This window comes from Herbaspirillum rhizosphaerae, assembly GCF_001189965.1.
In the GTDB taxonomy this organism is placed as follows: domain Bacteria; phylum Pseudomonadota; class Gammaproteobacteria; order Burkholderiales; family Burkholderiaceae_D; genus Herbaspirillum; species Herbaspirillum rhizosphaerae.
Genome location: NZ_LFLU01000004.1, coordinates 309,872 through 330,052, shown reverse-complemented (window position 1 = coordinate 330,052; position 20,181 = coordinate 309,872). Strand labels below are relative to the sequence as shown.

The 20,181-nt window shown below is 59.1% G+C and carries 16 protein-coding genes; all 16 read left to right on the top strand.

Annotated elements, in window-relative coordinates; all coding sequences use genetic code 11:
• Position 1: 1 nt before the first annotated feature.
• The 16 genes from sdhA (at position 2) to rpoS (ending at position 20,162) form a co-directional block, all read left to right on the top strand.
• Complete coding sequence (sdhA, locus tag AKL25_RS08745) at positions 2–1,780, top strand: succinate dehydrogenase flavoprotein subunit (RefSeq protein ID WP_050477246.1); 1,779 nt, start codon at positions 2–4, stop codon at positions 1,778–1,780.
• Positions 1,781–1,791: 11 nt separating this feature from the next.
• A complete protein-coding gene (locus tag AKL25_RS08740) occupies positions 1,792–2,502 on the top strand; it encodes a succinate dehydrogenase iron-sulfur subunit (protein ID WP_007876492.1) in 711 nt (236 codons plus the stop codon).
• Between the two features lie 154 nt (positions 2,503–2,656).
• A complete protein-coding gene (locus tag AKL25_RS08735) occupies positions 2,657–2,926 on the top strand; it encodes an FAD assembly factor SdhE (RefSeq protein WP_050477245.1) in 270 nt (89 codons plus the stop codon).
• Between the two features lie 188 nt (positions 2,927–3,114).
• Positions 3,115–4,416 carry a citrate synthase gene (gene gltA / locus AKL25_RS08730; protein WP_050477244.1) on the top strand — a complete coding sequence of 434 codons (1,302 nt, stop codon included), beginning with the start codon at positions 3,115–3,117 and terminating at the stop codon, positions 4,414–4,416.
• Positions 4,417–4,759: 343 nt separating this feature from the next.
• Positions 4,760–7,624, top strand: a complete 2,865-nt coding sequence (locus tag AKL25_RS08725) for a 2-oxoglutarate dehydrogenase E1 component (protein WP_050477243.1) — start codon at positions 4,760–4,762, stop codon at positions 7,622–7,624.
• 76 nt (positions 7,625–7,700) lie between these two features.
• Positions 7,701–8,948 carry a 2-oxoglutarate dehydrogenase complex dihydrolipoyllysine-residue succinyltransferase gene (gene odhB, locus AKL25_RS08720; RefSeq protein ID WP_050477242.1) on the top strand — a complete coding sequence of 416 codons (1,248 nt, stop codon included), beginning with the start codon at positions 7,701–7,703 and terminating at the stop codon, positions 8,946–8,948.
• Between the two features lie 213 nt (positions 8,949–9,161).
• Positions 9,162–10,589, top strand: a complete 1,428-nt coding sequence (gene lpdA, locus AKL25_RS08715; protein ID WP_050477241.1) for a dihydrolipoyl dehydrogenase — start codon at positions 9,162–9,164, stop codon at positions 10,587–10,589.
• Positions 10,590–10,763: 174 nt separating this feature from the next.
• Complete coding sequence (zapE, locus tag AKL25_RS08710) at positions 10,764–11,861, top strand: cell division protein ZapE (RefSeq protein WP_050477240.1); 1,098 nt, start codon at positions 10,764–10,766, stop codon at positions 11,859–11,861.
• 17 nt (positions 11,862–11,878) lie between these two features.
• The gene (locus tag AKL25_RS08705) at positions 11,879–12,649 is read left to right on the top strand and encodes a hypothetical protein (protein WP_050477308.1); all 771 of its coding nucleotides are present in this window, start codon (positions 11,879–11,881) and stop codon (positions 12,647–12,649) included.
• Between the two features lie 125 nt (positions 12,650–12,774).
• Positions 12,775–12,981, top strand: coding sequence for a YdcH family protein (locus AKL25_RS08700; RefSeq protein WP_205627228.1), 207 nt, complete (start codon positions 12,775–12,777; stop codon positions 12,979–12,981).
• A 176-nt stretch (positions 12,982–13,157) separates the two neighbouring features.
• On the top strand, positions 13,158–15,191 hold the full coding sequence (locus AKL25_RS08695) for a DNA repair helicase YoaA (protein ID WP_050477239.1): 2,034 nt from the start codon (positions 13,158–13,160) through the stop codon (positions 15,189–15,191).
• An 88-nt stretch (positions 15,192–15,279) separates the two neighbouring features.
• Positions 15,280–16,221 (top strand): flagellar brake protein, encoded by a 942-nt coding sequence (locus AKL25_RS08690; RefSeq protein ID WP_050477238.1) that lies wholly within the window; start codon positions 15,280–15,282, stop codon positions 16,219–16,221.
• A gap of 111 nt (positions 16,222–16,332) precedes the next feature.
• Entirely contained in the window at positions 16,333–17,070 is a 738-nt protein-coding gene (surE, locus tag AKL25_RS08685; RefSeq protein WP_050477237.1) for a 5'/3'-nucleotidase SurE, read from the top strand.
• Positions 17,067–17,993, top strand: coding sequence for a protein-L-isoaspartate(D-aspartate) O-methyltransferase (locus tag AKL25_RS08680; RefSeq protein WP_050477236.1), 927 nt, complete (start codon positions 17,067–17,069; stop codon positions 17,991–17,993). The genes surE and AKL25_RS08680 overlap by 4 nt, the downstream gene beginning before the upstream one ends.
• Positions 17,994–18,128: 135 nt before the next feature.
• A complete protein-coding gene (locus AKL25_RS08675; protein WP_050477306.1) occupies positions 18,129–19,133 on the top strand; it encodes a peptidoglycan DD-metalloendopeptidase family protein in 1,005 nt (334 codons plus the stop codon).
• Between the two features lie 3 nt (positions 19,134–19,136).
• On the top strand, positions 19,137–20,162 hold the full coding sequence (gene rpoS / locus AKL25_RS08670) for an RNA polymerase sigma factor RpoS (protein ID WP_050477235.1): 1,026 nt from the start codon (positions 19,137–19,139) through the stop codon (positions 20,160–20,162).
• Positions 20,163–20,181: the final 19 nt, after the last annotated feature.

The window sequence follows — 20,181 nt, the reverse complement described above, 5'->3', positions numbered from 1 at the left end:
CGTGGCTGCTATCAAATCCACAATCCCTACACGCCGCTTTGACGCGGTTATCGTCGGCGCCGGCGGATCCGGTATGCGCGCTTCGTTGCAACTGGCTGAAGCCGGTCTGAACGTTGCGGTGTTGTCCAAGGTTTTCCCGACCCGCTCGCACACGGTCGCTGCCCAGGGCGGCATCGGCGCATCGCTGGGTAACATGTCGGAAGACAACTGGTACTGGCACATGTTCGACACCGTCAAGGGGTCGGACTACCTGGGCGACCAGGACGCCATCGAATTCATGTGCCGCGAAGCACCGAAGGCCGTCTACGAGCTGGAACACTTCGGCATGCCATTCGACCGCAATCCTGACGGCACGATTTATCAGCGTCCGTTCGGCGGCCACACTGCGAACTTCGGCGAAAAGCCGGTGCAACGCGCCTGTGCTGCAGCCGACCGTACCGGTCACGCACTGCTGCATACGCTGTATCAGCGCAACGTGCGCGCCAAGACGCATTTCTTCGTTGAGTGGATGGCGATCGACATCATCCGCGATCAAGAGGGCACTGTCCTCGGCGTCGTCGCGCTGGAAATGGAAACCGGCGAAGTCATGATGCTGCAAGCCAAGACAACCCTGTTCGCCACCGGCGGTGCAGGCCGTATCTGGGCTGCATCGACCAACGCCTTCATCAATACCGGCGACGGTATGGGCATGGCGGCGCGCGCAGGCCTGCCGCTGCAAGACATGGAATTCTGGCAGTTCCACCCGACCGGCGTGGCCGGCGCGGGCGTGCTGATCACCGAGGGCGTGCGCGGCGAAGGCGGCATCCTGATCAACAGCAACGGTGAACGTTTCATGGAGCGCTACGCGCCGACGCTGAAGGATCTGGCGCCGCGCGACTTCGTTTCGCGTTCGATGGACCAGGAAATCAAGGAAGGCCGCGGCGTCGGTCCAAACAAGGATCACGTGCTGCTGGATCTGCGCCATATCGGCGCCGACACGATTCAAAAGCGTCTGCCGTCGATTCTGGAAATCGCGCACAAGTTCGCCAACGTCGATGCGACCAAGGAGCCTATCCCTGTCGTGCCGACCATCCACTATCAGATGGGCGGTATTCCGACCAACGTGTATGGCCAGGTCGTTGTGCCGAACAATGGTTCGTACAAGGAAGTCGTGCAGGGCATGTACGCCATCGGCGAATGCGCCTGCGTATCGGTGCACGGCGCCAACCGTCTGGGCACCAACTCGCTGCTCGATCTGGTGGTGTTCGGCCGTGCTGCCGGCAATCACATTGTCGAGAGCAAGCTGCAAGACCGCAGCCACAAGGATCTGCCGGCGGATGCAGCCGACCGCGCGCTGGAGCGTCTGGCGCGTCTGGAAAGCAGCACCGGTTCCGAGCGCGTTCAGAATGTCGCCAACGATATTCGCGCCACCATGCAGAAGTATTGCGGCGTGTTCCGTACCGATGCTTTGCTCAACGAAGGCCGTGAAAAGATCATGGAACTGGACGAGCGCTGCAAGCATGTCTCGTTCAAGGACAAGTCCAAGGTGTTCAATACTGCGCGCGTCGAAGCGTTGGAACTGGGCAATCTGATCGAAACCGCCAAGGCCACCATCACGTCGGCTGCCGCCCGCAAGGAATCCCGTGGCGCCCACGCGCACAGCGATTATGAAAAGCGCGATGACGAAAATTGGCTCAAGCACACACTGTGGTTTTCCGAGGGGAATCGTCTCGACTACAAACCAGTCAACATGCAACCGTTGACCGTTGAGACATTTAAACCTAAAGCACGTACTTTCTAAAAGGTCAGAACATGACACGTACTCTGAAATTTAAAATCTACCGCTACGATCCGGACAAGGATGAAAAGCCGTACATGCAGGATCTGACCGTCGAGCTGAAGCCAACCGACAAGATGCTGCTGGATGCCCTGCAACGCATCAAGTCCGACGTCGATGATTCGCTGGCGCTGCGCCGCTCCTGCCGCGAAGGCGTGTGCGGTTCCGACGCGATGAACATCAACGGCAAGAACGGTCTGGCCTGCACCACCAACCTGAACGAACTGAGCGAGCCTATCGTTCTGAAGCCGTTGCCAGGTTTGCCGGTGATCCGCGACTTGATCGTCGACATGACCAACTTCTTCAAGCAATACGATTCGATCAAGCCTTACCTGATCAACGACAGCATTCCTCCTGAAAAAGAGCGTCTGCAATCGCCTGAACAGCGCGAAGAACTCGATGGCGTGTATGAGTGCATTCTGTGCGCATGCTGCTCGACATCGTGCCCGTCGTTCTGGTGGAATCCGGACAAGTTCGTCGGTCCTGCCGGCTTGCTGCAGGCTTACCGCTTCATCGCCGATAGCCGCGACGAAGCGACCGGCCAGCGTCTGGACGATCTGGAAGATCCGTATCGCCTGTTCCGTTGCCGTTCCATCATGAACTGCGTCGATGTCTGCCCCAAGGGATTGAACCCGAACAAGGCGATCGGCAAGATCAAGGAGCTGATGGTTCGCCGCGCAGTATAAGAAGTGAGTTGTTGAAAAGGCGGGAGGCGACTCCCGCCTTTGATTTACGCTTTCGCACCGGTCCGATTGTTTGGTCGGAAGCGCTGAAATGAATGTCAGTCGTATCAGTTGCACGCGTTGCACCCGTTGTACTACTTAGAAGTGAATTGAATCCATGTCCCAAAGCCATCAAGACGATCCCGCCAAACGTGCACGCCTGCGCTGGCGCGCCCGTCGTGGATTGCTGGAAAACGATCTCATCCTGACGCGTTTTCTCGACGCGAACGAAGAGAGCATGAGCGACGACGAAGTCGATGCGTTTTCCCGTCTGATGGATCTTGGCGACAACGACCTGATGGACTTACTCCTTGTGCGCAAGGAGCCTGAAGCAGCGGTGGACTTGCCTCAAGTTCACGCCTTGCTCAAAAAATTGCGTAGCGCCTGAACGTTTCACAGAGTTCTGGCAATATTGATTGGTTCAAAAGCGGCCGGCGTTGTATTAGAGGCTGTTGCAAAATGAAGTTCGGCAGCATCAGGCAGGGAAGGGTGCGAAGTCCATTTTGCAACAGGCTCTAAAGCGGTTGATTTGCGATTTTTGATTAACGATTCATCATCACAGCTGAAGGAAGAACTATGCCCACCTCAGATATCAAAGCGACCCTGTCGTTTTCCGACGGTACGCCATCCCTGGATTTTCCCGTCTACAAGGGCACGATCGGTCCGGATGTCATCGACATCCGCAAACTGTACGGCGCCACTGGCAAGTTCACTTACGACCCGGGCTTCATGTCGACCGCGGCATGCAACTCGTCGATCACCTACATTGACGGCGACAAGGGCGAGCTGCTGTACCGCGGATACCCGATCGAGCAGCTGGCCGTCAATTGCGACTTCCTGGAAACCTGCTACCTGCTGTTGCACGGCGAACTGCCGACTGCAGCGCAAAAAGAAGAGTTCGTCGATACGGTGACTCAGCACACCATGGTGCATGAGCAAATGAACTTCTTCTTCCGCGGCTTCCGTCGCGATGCGCACCCGATGGCCGTGCTGACCGGTTCGGTCGGCGCCTTGTCGGCGTTCTACCATGACTCGCTGGATATCAGCAATCCTGTGCATCGCGACGTGTCCGCGATCCGCATGATCGCCAAGCTGCCGACATTGGTCGCCATGGCATACAAGTACAACATCGGCCAACCGTTCGTGTACCCGCGCAACGACCTGTCGTACAGCGCCAACTTCATGCGCATGATGTTCGCGAATCCATGCGAAGAGTACAAGGTCAACGAAGTGCTGGTGCGCGCACTGGATCGTATCCTGATCCTGCACGCCGACCACGAACAAAATGCATCGACATCGACCGTCCGCCTGGCCGGTTCGTCGGGCGCCAATCCGTTCGCCTGTATCGCTGCCGGTATCGCTTGCCTGTGGGGCCCTGCTCACGGCGGCGCCAACGAAGCTGCATTGACCATGCTGGAAAGCATCGGCTCGGTCGAGAACATCCCTGAGTTCATCAAGCAAGTCAAGGACAAGAACTCCGGCGTCAAGCTGATGGGCTTCGGTCACCGCGTCTACAAGAACTACGATCCACGCGCCAAGCTGATGCGTGAAACCTGCTACGAAGTCCTGAATGAACTGGGCCTGCACGACGACCCATTGTTCAAGCTGGCCATGGAGTTGGAAAAGATCGCGCTGGAAGACGAATACTTCGTGTCCCGCAAGCTGTACCCGAACGTCGACTTCTACTCCGGTATCGTTCAGCGCGCGCTGGGCATCCCGACTTCGATGTTCACCTGCATTTTCGCCATGGCGCGTACCGTGGGCTGGATCGCGCAATGGAACGAAATGATCTCCGATCCGGAACAAAAGATCGGTCGTCCACGCCAGTTGTTTGTCGGCTCCGAAAAGCGCGACGTTCCAGCGATCGACAAGCGTTAATTGGTGTTGCCTGAAGTCGGCTGGGGCTGATCCGAAGGGGTTTGTCATCAAGTCGTCATCAGGCTGTCATCAACTCGTTGGTAGTTGCCCGGCGGCTATGGCAGTGCCTTGCCGCTGGTTACAACAAACAACAGAAATAAAAAAGCGAATCTTCAGGATTCGCTTTTTTATTGGAAATAAGGATATATAATTCTGCCTATGCTGACTGGATAACCCAAAACGTTCAGGTAGACATGGTCCTTCCCCACAACTTGATGTGCAATCCGCTAACCGGTCAGGCCGTGTCGCGGAAGGTTAGATTAACCCGCTAATCTCGCGAAACGCGAAGAAAGGTGAGCCAGATATGACTCAGCTCTACGAGCAATACAATCTCAATTCCTACCTTTTTGGTGGAAATGCGCCGTACTTGGAAGAACTGTACGAGGCGTACCTCAATAATCCCGGATCCGTACCAGACAATTGGCGTGCTTATTTCGACGCGGTGCAACACGTGCCTGCAGTTGACGGCTCCAATCGTCCCGACGTCGCCCACGCTCCGGTCATCGCGTCGTTCGCCGAGCGCGCCAAGCAAGGTCCGATCCGCACGGTCGTTGCTTCCGCCGATACCGAAATGGGTCGCAAGCGCGTCGCTGCAACACAACTGATCGCCGGCTATCGCGACATGGGTTCGCGTTATGCCAACCTGGATCCGCTGCAACGCCAGGAACGTCCAAGCATTCCTGAACTCGAGCCGACTTTCTACGGCTTCAGCGATTCCGATATGGATATCGTGTTCAATATCAGCAATACCTATTTCGGCGGCGAAACCGCATCGTTGCGCGACCTGCTGCAATCGCTGCGCGACACCTACTGCCGTTCGATCGGCGCCGAATTCACCTACATCAGCGACCCGACTGAAGTGCGCTGGATCCAGGAACGCCTGGAACCGACACGCGCGCTGCCGCAGTTCTCGGCTGAAAAGAAAAAGCACATCCTCGACCGCCTGACCGCGGCCGAAGGCCTGGAGCGTTACCTCCACACCAAATACGTCGGCCAGAAGCGTTTCTCGCTGGAAGGCGGCGAAAGCTTCATCGCCTCCCTGGACGAAACCATCCAGCGCGCCGGTGAAAAGGGCGTGCAGGAAATCGTCATCGGCATGGCCCACCGCGGTCGTCTGAACGTGCTGGTCAACATCCTGGGCAAGACGCCGCAGGAACTGTTCTCGGAGTTCGAAGGCCATCACGCCGACGACCTGCCGGCCGGCGACGTCAAGTATCACCAAGGCTTCTCCTCCGACATCAGCACCCCGGGCGGCCCGGTCCACCTGTCGCTGGCGTTCAACCCGTCCCACCTGGAAATCGTCAACCCTGTGGTTGAAGGTTCGGTCAAGGCGCGTATGGATCGCCGCGGCGACAAGGACGGCTCGCAAGTGCTGCCTATCCTGGTGCACGGCGATGCCGCGTTCGCAGGTCAGGGCGTCGTGATGGAAACGCTGAATCTGGCGCAGACTCGCGGCTACGGCACCGGCGGCACCGTGCATATCGTGATCAACAACCAGATCGGTTTCACCACTTCCGATCCGCGCGACTCCCGTTCGACGCTGTACTGCTCGGACGTGGTCAAGATGATCGAAGCGCCTGTGCTGCACGTCAACGGCGACGATCCGGAAGCCGTCGTGTTCGCCACGCAGATCGCAGTCGATTACCGCATGCAGTTCAAGAAGGACATCGTCGTCGACATCATCTGCTTCCGCAAGCTGGGTCATAACGAGCAAGATACACCGGCGCTGACACAGCCGCTGATGTACAAGAAGATCGCGCAACATCCGGGTACACGCAAGCTGTATGCAGAACGCCTGGCAGCGCAAGGCACTATCCCGGCCGACGGCGGCGACGTCATGGTCAAGGCTTTCCGTGATGCGATGGATAGCGGCAAGCACACTGTCGATCCGGTCATCACCAACTTCAAGAGCAAGTACGCCGTCGACTGGCTGCCGTTCCTGAACCGCAAGTGGACCGATGCTGCCGACACCGCCGTGCCGCTGGCAGAACTGAAGCGCCTGGCGACACGCATCACCACCATCCCTGAAGGCTTCAAGCCGCATGCGCTGGTCGAGAAGGTCATCAACGACCGTGCAGCAATGGGTCGCGGCGATCTGAACCTGGACTGGGGCATGGGCGAACATCTGGCCTACGCTTCGCTGGTTGCTTCCGGTTACGCCATCCGCCTGACCGGTCAGGATGCAGGTCGCGGCACTTTCGTTCACCGCCACGCTGTCTTGCACGATCAAAACCGCGAGCGTTGGGATGCCGGTACTTATATTCCTCTGCAAAACGTCGCAGAGAACCAGGCTCCGTACACCGTGATCGATTCGGTTCTGTCCGAAGAAGCGGTGCTGGGCTTTGAATACGGTTACTCGACTGCCGAGCCGAACACGCTGACTATCTGGGAAGCCCAGTTCGGCGATTTCGCCAACGGCGCTCAGGTCGTCATGGACCAATTCATCAGCTCCGGCGAAGTGAAGTGGGGCCGTGCTTCCGGTCTGGTGCAAATGCTGCCGCACGGTTACGAAGGCCAGGGTCCTGAGCACTCGTCGGCACGCCTGGAACGTTACCTCCAGCTGTGCGCCGACAACAACATGCAAGTTGTCCAGCCGACGACTGCTGCGCAGATTTTCCACTTGCTGCGCCGTCAGATGATCCGCCTGTTCCGCAAGCCGCTGATCATCCTGACACCGAAGTCGCTGCTGCGTAACAAGGATGCCGGTTCGCCGCTGGCCGATCTGGCCAAGGGTTCGTTCCAGACCGTCATTCCTGAACTGGATGACAAGATCGACGCCAAGAAGGTCAAGCGCGTGATCGCTTGCTCCGGCAAGGTCTACTACGATCTGGTCAACGCCCGCAAGGAGCGCGGCCAGTCCGACACAGCGATCATCCGTGTCGAACAGCTGTATCCGTTCCCGCACAAGGCGTTTGCTGCTGCGCTCAAGCAATTCCCGAACTTCCAGGAATTGGTCTGGACGCAAGATGAGCCGCAAAACCAGGGCGCATGGCTGCAAATCCAGCACAACATCTTTGAAAATCTGACTGACGGTCAAAAGCTTGCGTATGCAGGTCGTCCAGCCAGCGCATCGCCAGCGGTCGGTTACTACGACAAGCACTATGCGCAACAAAAGGCGCTGATCGATACCGCGTTCTCGAAGCTCAAAGGCTTTGTCCTGACTAAGTAATCAGATCTTGCACAGCGCGCATCGCGAGGGCGATGCGCGCTGATGTTTATTGAATAACCCGAATCGGAGAAGTTACATGGCACAAATCGAAGTAAAAGTCCCACAATTATCAGAATCCGTTGCAGAAGCGACGCTGCTGCAATGGCATAAAAAAGTGGGCGAAGCCGTCGCACGCGACGAAAACCTGATCGACGTCGAAACCGACAAGGTCGTGCTGGAATTGCCGGCGCCTGAAGCCGGCGTCATCACGCAGATCATCAAGGCCGACGGTTCGACCGTGGTCGCGGGCGAAGTCATCGCGATCCTCGACACCGACGCCTCCGCGCAAGTGAGCCCGCTGGAAATCAAGGCCGCTCCTGCACCGCAATCGACCAACGAACCGACTCCGGTTGCCGCTCCCGAGCTGGCCAACAAGTCCAACGTCGCCATGCCGGCTGCCGCCAAGATCCTGGCAGACAACAACATGTCGACAGCGCAAGTGTCGGGCACAGGCAAAGACGGCCGCGTCACCAAGGGCGACGTGCTGGCTTCTCTGGCAACACCGAAGGCCGCTGCTCCTGCAACTGCCGCCGCCAAGCCGGCGCTGCAACAAGTTGCTGCTCCTGGCAAGCCAAGCCTGGAAAACCGTCCTGAAGAGCGCGTCCCGATGAGCCGCCTGCGTGCACGCGTGGCCGAGCGTCTGCTGCAATCGCAAGCCACCAACGCGATCCTGACGACCTTCAACGAAATCAACATGCAACCTGTGCTGGACCTGCGCGCCAAGTACAAGGACAAGTTCGAAAAAGAACACGGCGTCAAGCTGGGCTTCATGTCCTTCTTCGTCAAAGCGGTCGTTCACGCACTGAAGAAATACCCGATCGTCAACGCATCGGTTGACGGCAACGACATCGTCTACCACGGCTACTTCGACATCGGCGTTGCAGTCGGTTCGCCACGCGGTCTGGTGGTGCCGGTTCTGCGCGATGCGGATCAACTGTCGATCGCCGACATCGAAAAGAAGATCGGTGAATTCGGTCAAAAGGCCAAGGACGGCAAGCTGTCGATCGAAGAAATGACCGGCGGCACCTTCACTGTGTCCAACGGCGGTACTTTCGGCTCGATGCTGTCGACACCGATCATCAATCCGCCGCAATCGGCGATTCTGGGCATTCACGCCACCAAGGATCGCGCCGTGGTTGAAAACGGTCAGATCGTGATTCGTCCGATGAACTACTTTGCACTGTCCTACGACCACCGCATCATCGACGGCCGCGAAGCCGTCCTGAGCCTGGTTGCGATCAAGGAAGCTTTAGAAGATCCGGCACGCTTGCTGTTGGACTTGTAATGACCAACGGGCAAGCTACTGCGCAAGCCGATCTCGCCGCTGTGACGCTCGCCGTACGTTCGTACGGCTGTGCTTCTCGCGACGACCTCGGATTGCTCGCTACGCTTGCCCGACGGCCCACAGAGCCGGCTAGGCGCTGAAGGCTTCGGCGTTCAGCGCTTTTTTTGTCTCCGCGGGTCTGCTGACTCGCGCACAACGAATTAGGAATAAAACATGAGTAAAAATTTTGACGTGGTCGTCATCGGCGGCGGTCCTGGCGGCTATATCGCGGCAATTCGCGCAGCACAACTGGGTTTCAATACTGCATGTATCGATGAGTGGAAAAACGAAAAGGGCGGTCCTGCACCTGGCGGTACTTGCACCAACGTCGGTTGCATTCCATCGAAGGCATTGCTGCAATCGTCGGAGCACTACGAGCACGCCAGCCACTCCTTTGCCGATCACGGCATCGAAGTCAAAGGTCTGGGCCTGAATCTGGAAAAAATGCTGGGTCGCAAGAACACCGTCGTCAAGCAAAACAACGACGGCATCTTGTACCTGTTCAAGAAGAACAAGGTCACCTTCTTCCACGGTCGCGGCAGCTTCGTCAAGGGCGACGCCAACGGCTACGAAATCAAGGTTGCCGGTGCAACCGAAGAGTCGATCACTGCCAAGCAAGTCATCGTCGCAACCGGTTCCAACGCACGCGCCTTGCCTGGCGCAGCGTTCGACGAAGAACTGATCCTGTCGAACACCGGCGCACTGGCAATCACTGAAGTACCGAAGAAGCTGGGCGTGATCGGCGCCGGCGTGATCGGCCTGGAAATGGGCTCGGTCTGGCGTCGTCTGGGCGCGGAAGTCACCGTGCTGGAAGCGCTGCCGACATTCCTCGGCGCAGTCGACGAACAAATCGCCAAGGAAGCGCAAAAGCTGCTGGCCAAGCAAGGCCTGGTAGTGAACCTGGGCGTCAAGATCGGCGACATCAAGGCCGGCAAGAAAGACGTTACCGTCGACTACACCGACGACAAGGGCAATGCGCAAAAGGCTGTGTTCGACAAGCTGATCGTGTCGATCGGCCGTACACCGAACACCACCGGCCTGAACGCTGAAGGCGTTGGCCTGAAGCTGGACGAGCGCGGCTTCATCGCCGTGGATGGCGAGTGCAAGACCAACCTGCCGAACGTGTGGGCAGTGGGCGACGTCGTGCGCGGCCCGATGCTGGCGCACAAGGCGGAAGAAGAAGGCGTTGCCGTTGCCGAGCGTATCGCCGGCCAGCACGGTCACGTCAACTTCAACACCATCCCTTGGGTCATCTACACCTCGCCGGAAATCGCATGGGTCGGCAAGACCGAGCAGCAACTGAAGGCTGACGGCGTTGCTTACAAGGCCGGCACTTTCCCGTTCCTGGCAAACGGCCGTGCACGCGCACTGGGCGATACCTCGGGCATGGTCAAGTTCCTGGCGGATGCGACGACAGACGAAATCCTCGGTGTGCATATCGTCGGCCCTATGGCTTCGGAGCTGATTTCCGAAGCCGTCGTGGCGATGGAATTCCGTGCTTCCGCAGAAGACATCGCACGTATCTGCCACGCTCACCCATCGTTGTCCGAAGCAACGAAGGAGGCCGCACTGGCAGTCGACAAGCGCGCGCTGAACTTCTGATGAATCGGGTTTACCTTCACTGGTAAACTCCGGTCCTCATCGATGGGCGAGCCTGGCTCGCCCATTTTGTTTTAGTCGTCCCCGTTTTTACGAAGTCGGCATCGTGTTTTATCCCGGCCGATTGCGCTCATTCCGGATGCTCAGGATGACGCGAACCAAAAATAAAGATCAACCATGGATGTCCGCGAATTCTACGATCATGCGCTAAGCGAGCGTGGTTTCAAATCAGACGAGGCGCAGCAGCGTGCGATCGATCGCCTGCAGCGCGCCTACGAAGAATGGGTCGCGTTCAAATCGCAGCGCTCCAGCACCTTCAAGCGGCTGATCAATCGCCCTGACGTGCCGCGCGGCGTGTACATGTGGGGCGGCGTAGGGCGCGGCAAGTCCTTCCTGATGGACAGCTTTTACTCGGTCGTCCCGGTGGTGCGCAAGACGCGTCTGCACTTCCACGAATTCATGCGCGATGTCCACCGCCAGCTCGACGAGCTCAAGGGCATCGCCAATCCGCTGGATGAAGTCGCGCGCCGCATCGCCAAGAAATATCGCCTGATCTGTTTCGATGAATTCCACGTCTCGGATATCGCCGATGCGATGATCTTGTACAACCTGTTGACCGGTTTGTTCGACAACGGCGTGTCGTTCATCATGACCTCGAATTACCAGCCGGATACGCTGTACCCGGACGGCCTGCATCGCGATCGCATGCTGCCGACCATCAAGCTGCTCAACGACAAGCTCGACGTGATGAACATCGATGCCGGCGTCGACTACCGCAAGCGCGCGCTGGAGCAGGTCAGGATTTATCATTCGCCGCTCAACGCCACCACCGACAGCGAGTTGCGCGACGCCTTCGCCGCCGTTGCGGAAACCGCCGACGAAGATACTCGTGTACATATCGAGGCGCGCGAGATTCGCGCCTTGCGCCGTGCGGGCAGCGCGATCTGGTTTGATTTCGCCACCTTGTGCGGCGGCCCGCGCTCGCAGAACGACTATCTAGAAATCGCCAGCCGCTTCCAGACCGTGATCTTGTCCGGCATCCCGCGCATGTCGGCGGCGATGTCGTCCGAAGCGCGCCGGTTTACCTGGCTGATCGACGTGTTCTACGACCACAAGGTTAAGCTGATCATGTCGGCCGAGGTCGAGCCGGAAGAGCTTTACACCGCAGGCACGTTGTCAAATGAGTTCCACCGCACGGTTTCACGTATCATTGAAATGCAATCGCGCGAATATATGGATTCCGAGCGCCGTCTGGCCGCCGATAAGCTTGCTTGAATATGGATAAGGGTTACATGCAATTATTTTTTGAACATTCCTCCCGCAAATTGCTTGCCTGCGCCGCTACGTTGCTGGCGTTGCTGGCGCTGCTGCCATGTGCGGCGTCGGCAGCCGAGAAGGCCTACGGAACGCCCGGACAGCCGACATTCGATCAGCGTTATCCGTCGGGATCGATTCAGACCGTCGACTCCGCCGACAGCATTCTTCTTGAAGCCGAGAAGGAACGTCAGGTGATCAACGATCAATATATCGATGATCAGCGCGCCTGCTATCACCGGTTTTTCGTATCGTCCTGCCTGGAAGACGCCAAGGAACGCAATCGCGTCGCGGTGAAGCAAGTGCGTGATGTCGAGGTGGAAGCGAATGCCTACAAGCGCCAGGCCAAGGCCGATGACCGCGACAAGTCGCTGGCCGAACAGCACGCGAATGATGAGAAGGAAGCAGCTCGCCGCGCGCAGGATCAAAAGGAAAAGGCGGCAGCCTCGCAGCGAAAGATTCAGGAGAGCATGGCCAAGCAGAAGCAGGTGGCCGAGCGCGAAAGCCAGGCTGAAGGCCAGGCCGATCTGCGCGTGAAAGCCCACGAAGCACAAGTACGCAAGACGCAGGCCGAAGAAGCGGCAAAGGCGCCTCAGCGTGCGGCCAACGAGCAAGCCTACAAGGAAAAGGTCAAGCAAGCGGAAGCGCACCGCAAGGAAGTCGAAGCCAAGAAGGCAGAGAAAGAACGCGAGCGTGCCGCCAAGCAACAGCAGGCGCCTGCTGCACCGGTTGCGGCGTCATCCAAATAAGCGCTTCGCCGCCAGTCAATGCCGGCAACGATTGTTGACCTGCGGCAGGTGGATTACACTGTCAACAGTTCGTTTCCTTGGCCGCGGCTGTCAGAGCCCGCGCCGATTTTGCAATAGAAGCCACCATGACCATGACGCACCGCGAAGATATACAGCGCCGTATTATCGAATTGGAAGTCGAACATCGCGACCTGGATGCGGTGATCGACTTGCTTTCGCTGGAGACCCGTCACGAAGAATTACAATTGCGCCGTTTGAAGAAGCGCAAGTTGCAATTGAAAGATCATATCGTGTTGCTGAAAATGCAATTGATGCCGGATATTCCGGCCTGATCGTCGTCGCTCGTTTGCGATCGGTTCTGCGGTTGACGCACGAAAGCAGTCGCAGCTCTGTGCCTGAACGTTAACTCTCGCTGGCGGCGCATGCCGTTCGTTTCGGCAACGCTGCGGCGGAGCTTCTTTATTTATTCCCTTGTGGTCTGGTTCAACCTCTTTACAGGCGTCAGTCAGTGAGTTCCATCGAAGATACCGCAGCACCCGTTCCACATGGTATCCATGATGCCGAGGTTGAGCAGCTTTTCGGCGCAGGCGGCCCGCTGGGCGGCCAGGTAGGCAGCTATCGTCCGCGTCACTCGCAAACAGAAATGGCCAAGGCCATTGCCGACGCCATCGCCGGTCAGCGTACGCTGATCGCAGAGGCGGGCACCGGCACCGGCAAGACATTTGCCTATCTGGTCCCGGCCTTGCTCTGGGGCGGCAAAGTCATCGTCTCGACCGGCACCAAGAATTTGCAGGATCAGCTTTACCTGCGCGACATCCCGACGGTGCGCAAAGCCTTGAGCGCGCCGGTGTCGGTTGCGCTGCTGAAGGGACGATCCAATTACGTCTGCCATTTTCATCTCGAACGCACGCTGCAAAACGGCCGCATGACCTCGCGCGACGATGTCGGCTATCTGCGCGAGATTTCGCGTTTCATGAAGACCACCTCGTCCGGCGACAAAGCCGAATTGTCCTCGGTGCCGGAGACGGCGCTGATCTGGAATCTGGTCACGTCGACCAGGGATACCTGCTTCGGCGCCGAGTGCCAGTACTACCAGGATTGCTTCGTCATGAAGGCGCGCAAGGAAGCGCAGCAGGCCGACATCGTGGTGGTGAATCATCACTTGTTCTTTGCCGATGTCGCACTCAAGGACACCGGCGTGGCCGAGTTGCTGCCCACCGCCAATACCGTGATCTTCGACGAAGCGCATCAATTGCCGGAAACCGCGACCATGTTCTTCGGCGATACCGTGTCGACATCGCAAGTGCTGGAGCTGTGCCGCGATGTGCTGGCGGAGGGCTTGTCGCACGCGCGCGATGGCGCCGACTGGGCCAAGGTGGTGTCGCCGGTAGAGAAGGCGGTGCGCGATCTGCGTCTGGCTTTCCCGGAAGATATCGTCCGCCTGGCGGTCAATCAGATTGCGCCGTCGAGCGTCTTCTTCCCGGCGCTGGAAACCTTGCGCGACAACATGGACGACATGATCGCCGTGCTGGAAAAGCAGGCCGAGCGCGCCGAGACCATCGAGCAATGCCGCACCCGCGCCATCGAACTGTCGGGCCAGCTCGACAACTGGAACGGCGCCCAGGACAAAGCCGCCAGCGAAGACGGGCAGACCTATGTGCTGTGGGTCGAAGCCTTCACTTCGTCGCTGCAACTGCATCGCACGCCGCTGTCGATTGCGCCGATTTTCAACAAGCAGCGCGAAGGCGTGCCGCGCGCCTGGATCTTTACGTCGGCGACGCTGGCGGTGAAGAACGATTTCAATCACTACACCTCGCAGATGGGCTTGTGGGATGAGCCTGCGCAGTCATGGCCAAGCCCGTTCGACTACGAGCAGCAAGGCTTGCTGTATGTGCCCAACAATCTGCCGCAACCCAATTCGTTTGAGTACACTGATGCCGTGATCGATGCTGCCTTGCCGGCGATCATCGCTGCCGGTGGCCGCACCTTCCTGTTGTGCACGACGATACGCGCCGTCAATCGCGCGGCAGAACGTTTGCGCGAAGAGTTCGAAACGCGCGGCCTGCCTTTCCCGTTGATGGTGCAGGGCGAAGCGGGGCGCACCGAGTTGCTGGATCGCTTCCGCGCGTCCGGCAACGGTGTGCTGATCGGCAGCCAGAGTTTCTGGGAAGGCGTCGACGTGCGTGGCGATGCCTTGTCGCTGGTGATTATCGACAAGCTGCCGTTTTCGCCGCCGGACGATCCGGTGCTGGCGGCACGCATTGCAGAGCTGGAGAAAAAGGGGCTGAACGGTTTCATGCATCATCAGTTGCCGTCGGCAATCATCAATCTGAAGCAGGGCGCCGGGCGTCTGATTCGGGATGAGAGCGATCGCGGCGTGCTGATGATTTGCGACCCCCGGCTGATATCCAAGGGATATGGCCGACGCATCTGGCAGAGTCTGCCGCCGTTCAAGCGCACGCGCGAGATCGCCGCGGTAGAAGAATTTTTTGTTCGTCGTGCAGAGCTGGCGGCGGCTGCGACGGCGGCCGGCGAATCTTGACCGATCTTGACCGAATTTTGAATCACTCTTGAAGCAGCGATCGCACCGACGCGATCTGCACGGTGAATAACCCATACCGAGGATATGCATGGCAAGTTCAAGCGCATCCACCGCATTAGTACCGTTACGCGCCAGCGAGCTCATTGTCGGGCAGCGTTCGCCGTGGCCGATTTATAACGAAGCCGGCGATCTGCTGCTGGCGCGCGGAAGCATGGTGGAAACGCAAGGCCAGCTCGACGGCTTGCTGGAACACGGCCTGTTTCGCAACGAGAAATGGGGCACCGAACCGGATACCGACTCGGTGCCCTTGCCGCAATCGCGCGACGTGCTGCAAAAGCGCCGCCGCTCCAAAGGCCTGCGTCCGCCTGCGCCGAGCCGCGGGCAAGAAAGCATCGTCACCATGGACGAGGTGCGCTGGCGCATCGGCGATGCCTTGTCGCTGCAATTGAAAGAAGCGCCCGACGTGCGCTACAACATCAGCCTGATGGGCAGCCTGGCCGGCAAAAGCGTGCTGGTGTCGGCGCCGGTGAAAGACGGAAAGTACATGCACCTGCGCGACGGCCAGATCGTGGTGGTGCGGGCCCTGTCGGGGCGGCGTGCCTACGCCTTCGTCGCCAGCGTGCTCAAGTACCAGAACCTGCCGTATCCCTACCTGCATCTGTCGTGCCCGCGTGAAGTGCGTTGCACCGTGATCCGTCAGGATACGCGCGTGGAAGTGGATGTCGACGCCTTCCTGACGATCGCCTCGGCGCCGCCTGCGGCGCTCAATCTGCTCGATCTGAGCGTTGGCGGCGTATCCGGCGTCAGCAGTTTTCTCGGCTGCGCCAAGGATGCCACGGGGCGTCTCAAGTTCATCATCAACGTTGCCGGCGAAGAACGCGGCTTGGACCTGGATGTCGTGCTGCGCACGGTCGAGGCCGACAGCGATCCCAACTACGCCAAGTACGGTCTGGAGTTTGTCGACGTATCGGCGCGCGACCGCCTCATTTTGTCCGCGTTTGTCTATCAGACCGTCAGCGAAACCGACTGATCCGACGCCTGCGACCGGCGTTCCGGCCGCCGGTCGAGCATCGCCATATTTTACGATGCATCGCGGCATTTCTCTGCGAATTCGACAGGGGGCTTCGGGTAAAATGGCGGGATGAAAATCTTAATCAGTAACGACGACGGCTATCAGGCTCCAGGCATCCTGGCGCTGGCTGACGCCTTGTCCGCCATCGCCGAGATCACGGTGGTCGCGCCCGACAGCAATCGCTCGGGCAGCTCCAACTCGCTGACGCTTGATCGCCCCTTATGGGTTGAGCGTGCCGGCAACGGTTTTTATTATCTCAATGGCACGCCGTCGGACTGCGTGCATGTCGCCTTGACCGGTTTGCTGCCGGAACGTCCGGACCTGATCGTGTCCGGCATCAATCAAGGACAGAACATGGGCGACGACACGTTGTACTCCGGTACGGTGGCGGCGGCGACCGAGGGTTTCCTGTTTGGCATTCCGGCGATTGCTTTTTCTCAGTTGCACAAGGGCTGGGAGCATCTCGACAGCGCCGCGCGCATCGCGCGTGAAATCGTCGAGCGCCAGTTCGAAGAACTTGCCAAACCTTATCTGCTGAACGTCAATATTCCCAATCTGCCGTACGCAGAACTCAAGCCTTGCGTCGCGACGCGGCTGGGCAAGCGGCATACCTCGGAGCCGGTCTACAAGATGCGCGATCCGCATGGCAAGGACATCTACTGGATCGGCCCGGCCGGCGCCGTCAAGGACGCCGGCGATGGCACCGATTTTCACGCCACGGCGCAAGGGCATGTATCGATCACGCCGCTGCAGATCGACCTGACGCATACGGCGCAACTGGCCAATCTGAAGAAGGCATTGGCATGACCGGCAAATCGAGTCGTTTCCCTTTGTCCTTGTCTTCGGTGGTCGAGAAGAAAGGCAAGTCGCCGGCGACGGCTTCCGGACGGACCGCGACGCAGTTCGCCGCGCCGACACGCACGGTGGTGACGCCGCAGACGGCCACCAGAAACGCCGCACAGGATTCCGGCCGCCAGGCTGCCAAAGCGCAGGCCGCGCAATCGGCGCAATCCGCGCAGCCGGCCGGCAAGCCCGCCGCGCGCAGCGCCTTGCCGACACCGATGCCGACCGCCAACCGGCAAGCGCCGCTGGTGTCGGACGCGGTTCGCAAAGCCATGGTGGCGCGGGTAGCCAAGCAGGGTGTGAGCGATCCGAAGGTATTGGCGGCGATGGAGGCGGTGCCGCGGCATATGTTCATGGATCCGGGGCTGTCGAGCCAGGCCTACATCGATGCCTCGTTGCCGATCGGACATCATCAGACGATTTCGCAGCCCTACATCGTGGCCCGCATGATCGAAATCATGCGCGACAACAATAAGGGCAAGGTGCTCGACCGCGTGCTGGAAATCGGCACGGGTTGCGGCTACCAGGCGGCGGTATTGTCGCTGGTGGCCAAGGACGTGTATTCGATCGAGCGCATCAAACCGTTGCATGAACTGGCCAAAACCAATTTGCGGCCGCTGCGTATCGCCAACATCCGCTTGCATTACGGAGATGGTATGCTAGGCCTGCCGCAGGTGGCGCCGTTCGACGGTATCATTCTTGCTGCGGCCGGCCTGGAAGTACCGCAGGCCTTGCTGGAGCAGTTGGCGATAGGCGGGCGTCTGGTGGCGCCGGTCGGGGGGCGTCAGCAAATGCTGCAGCTGATCGAGCGCATCAGCAAGTTTGAGTGGACCAGCGAAACCCTGGAAGAATGCCATTTTGTGCCGCTGCGTCCGGGCACGGTGTAACAAGAAATAGAATAAGCAAAATAAGCAGCACAGCCAATGGCAACAAGGCGCATGATCAGGCCTTGCTTGTCCCGATGAACTTCTCGCGCAAGGCGCGGGTCAACGTTATCGTTGTACAAAATTAATGTAATGAGCATGAAAAAAAATCGTTTGGTTTGCCTGGGGATTTCCGTCAGTCTGCTTGCAGCGTGTTCGACTACGCCGCGTATCGCGGCTCCTGTGGTGGATCGCACGGGGAACTCTTCCCAGCCGGTTGTCGACGCAAGCAAGCCTGCAGCAGCCGCCGCAGCAGCGCGTCCCGAAGGAAAAGGTTATTACACGGTGAAGAAGGGCGATACGCTGTACCGTATCGCGCTGGAGTCGGGGCAGAGCTATCGCGATATCGTCGCCTGGAACAACCTGACCAATCCGAACGACATCAAGGTCGATCAGGTGCTGCGGGTGTCGCCGCCTGACGGCGTGCAAACCGGCGCGGTAGTGGTCGGCGGTACGTCGGGTGGTATCGAAGTCAAGCCCTTGGGCGCATCGACGGCAGCCAATAACGGCGTTGCGGCGCCGGTCGCCGGCGTCGGCAGCAACAAGATCGGTCCGCGCGGCGACAAGCGCGCCTATTCGGACAGCACATTGGCCGAAATGGAAAAACCGGATACTGCGCCGACCAGCGCGCCTGCGGCGGCAACAACGCAGGCAGCAGCGCCGGCCAAGACCGAGCCCGCGCATGCAGCGGATAAACCGGCGCCGGCACCTGCGGCAGCGGCGCCGGCAGCGGACGACGACGCAGTCTCGTGGATGTGGCCGGCAGAAGGCAAGGTTATCGGCACGTTCGAGGGCGGCAAGAAGGGCGTCGACATCGCCGGCAAGAGCGGCCAGCCGGTGCTGGCGGCCGGAGCGGGCAAGGTCATGTATGCCGGCGCCGGCATCCGCGGCTATGGCAACCTGGTGATCGTCAAGCACACGAACAATCTCTTGTCGGCCTATGCGCACAACAAGACGATATTGGTGAAGGAAGGGCAAGCTGTAACCAAGGGGCAGAAGATTGCCGAGATGGGGAATTCGGATAGCGACAGCGTCAAGCTGCACTTCGAAATTCGTCAGCAAGGCAAACCTGTCGATCCGTCGAAATACCTGCCGCCACGTTAGCGTATGAGCCCACGCCCTCAAGATCACCTGCCAGATGACGAGTCCCGATCGGACGACCCAGTCGAGCCAATGGATGCTGCCGACGATCTGGAAGTGATTGAGGAGGGCGAGCCTGCCGAAGGCGACGGCGAAGCGGAAGTTGTCGTCGCCGTCGAGGGCGTGGAGGAGCTGAAGAAGGTCCTCGCCGCCGAACTCTCTACCGACACCACCCAGCATTACCTCAATCAGATCGGCACCCGGCCGTTGCTGACCGCCCCGGAAGAGCTGTACTTCGCTACGCTCGCCAAGCAGGGCGATTTTGCTTCCCGTCAAAAAATGATCGAGCACAACCTGCGTCTGGTGGTGTCGATTGCCAAGCATTACATCAATCGGGGCGTGGCCTTGCTCGATCTCATCGAAGAAGGCAATCTCGGCCTGATGCGCGCCATCGACAAGTTCGAACCCGAGCGCGGTTTCCGTTTTTCGACCTATGCTACCTGGTGGATACGCCAGAGCATTGAGCGCGCCATCATGAACCAGGCGCGTACGGTGCGTTTGCCCGTACACATGGTGCGCGAGCTCAACCAGATCCTGCGCGCCAAATACCATCTGGAAGCGCAGCAGCACGACGGCCGCGACGCCACTGCCGAAGATATCGCCCATCTGGTGGATAGACCGGTGGAAGACGTGCAGGATGTATTGACCCTGTCCGAACACGCCGCTTCGCTCGATACGCCGCTGGACAACGATCCTCAGGCCAGCCTGATCGATCTGCTGCCGGGCTCGATGGATGAGAATCCCGATACCCAGGCGGAATCGCATGAAATGTCGATCTTGATTCGCGACTGGCTCAAAAACTTGCCGGATAAACAAAGAATCGTCATCACGCGCCGTTTCGGCCTCGACAACGACGACCCATCGACGCTGGAGCAACTCGCAACCGAAATGGGCATCACCCGCGAGCGCGTACGCCAGGTCCAGCAAGAGGCGCTGATCAAGCTCAAACGCACGCTGGTGTCGCGCGGCGTCAGCAAGGACGCGCTGTTCTAGTCGCGCCGGTGGCGTTTTA

Excerpts from the sequence above, each read along its gene's own strand:
- AKL25_RS08690 (WP_050477238.1), top strand. The coding sequence starts at position 15,280 with ATGGCAAGTTCAAGCGCATCCACCGCATTAGTACCGTTACGCGCCAGC.
- AKL25_RS08700 (WP_205627228.1), top strand. The coding sequence starts at position 12,775 with ATGACCATGACGCACCGCGAAGATATACAGCGCCGTATTATCGAATTG.
- AKL25_RS08705 (WP_050477308.1), top strand. The coding sequence starts at position 11,879 with ATGCAATTATTTTTTGAACATTCCTCCCGCAAATTGCTTGCCTGCGCC.
- AKL25_RS08675 (WP_050477306.1), top strand. The coding sequence starts at position 18,129 with ATGAAAAAAAATCGTTTGGTTTGCCTGGGGATTTCCGTCAGTCTGCTT.
- zapE (WP_050477240.1), top strand. The coding sequence starts at position 10,764 with ATGGATGTCCGCGAATTCTACGATCATGCGCTAAGCGAGCGTGGTTTC.
- AKL25_RS08725 (WP_050477243.1), top strand. The coding sequence starts at position 4,760 with ATGACTCAGCTCTACGAGCAATACAATCTCAATTCCTACCTTTTTGGT.
- rpoS (WP_050477235.1), top strand. The coding sequence starts at position 19,137 with ATGAGCCCACGCCCTCAAGATCACCTGCCAGATGACGAGTCCCGATCG.
- surE (WP_050477237.1), top strand. The coding sequence starts at position 16,333 with ATGAAAATCTTAATCAGTAACGACGACGGCTATCAGGCTCCAGGCATC.
- gltA (WP_050477244.1), top strand. The coding sequence starts at position 3,115 with ATGCCCACCTCAGATATCAAAGCGACCCTGTCGTTTTCCGACGGTACG.
- AKL25_RS08740 (WP_007876492.1), top strand. The coding sequence starts at position 1,792 with ATGACACGTACTCTGAAATTTAAAATCTACCGCTACGATCCGGACAAG.
- lpdA (WP_050477241.1), top strand. The coding sequence starts at position 9,162 with ATGAGTAAAAATTTTGACGTGGTCGTCATCGGCGGCGGTCCTGGCGGC.
- AKL25_RS08680 (WP_050477236.1), top strand. The coding sequence starts at position 17,067 with ATGACCGGCAAATCGAGTCGTTTCCCTTTGTCCTTGTCTTCGGTGGTC.
- AKL25_RS08735 (WP_050477245.1), top strand. The coding sequence starts at position 2,657 with ATGTCCCAAAGCCATCAAGACGATCCCGCCAAACGTGCACGCCTGCGC.
- odhB (WP_050477242.1), top strand. The coding sequence starts at position 7,701 with ATGGCACAAATCGAAGTAAAAGTCCCACAATTATCAGAATCCGTTGCA.